The sequence below is a fragment of the uncultured Ferrimonas sp. genome (genome assembly GCF_947489035.1).
Lineage (GTDB): Bacteria > Pseudomonadota > Gammaproteobacteria > Enterobacterales > Shewanellaceae > Ferrimonas.
In genome coordinates this window covers 1-418 of the sequence record NZ_CANLCI010000079.1, presented here as the reverse complement: position 1 = coordinate 418, position 418 = coordinate 1, and the positions used below count along the sequence as shown (strand labels likewise).

Here is a 418-nt window from a genome sequence, read left to right as displayed (position 1 = left end):
TTTCAGCCCTGTGGCGTCCACCACAACATGCGCAATGGGGCCACGACTGCGATTGCGGTACTTGATGTTGACTGTCTTTGCTCGCTTGCTGATACAGCTGTAATCAGGGGAGTTAAGTGGGACGTCCATCAGTTCGAAAAGCGAGTTGAGGAACCCCTCTAGCGAACGCAGCGATAGGCCAAATATCCCTTTGACCATCAGGGCAGTTTCAATGGCGGTGTCACTGTAACTAAAACCACGTCCCCGGCCGCCATGGTGATCGTCGCAGTACCATGCTTTGATGGCCGCCTCATCCACCCAAAAGGTAAGTGAACCGCGGTTTACCAACGCTTGATTGTACTGTTTCCAGTTAGTGATATTGCGCTTTGACGTACCCATGCATATGTCCCGAATTCTCAGTTCAAGGATCAGATCGCCG

Annotated in this window: 1 protein-coding gene; it reads right to left on the bottom strand. The window is 51.9% G+C overall.

Features of this window, described 5'->3' with window-relative positions; translation table 11 throughout:
* Window positions 1–378, bottom strand: a 378-nt coding sequence (locus Q0796_RS18165; RefSeq protein WP_298445899.1) for a transposase, incomplete at its 3' end; no start/stop codon positions are given.
* Window positions 379–418: the final 40 nt, after the last annotated feature.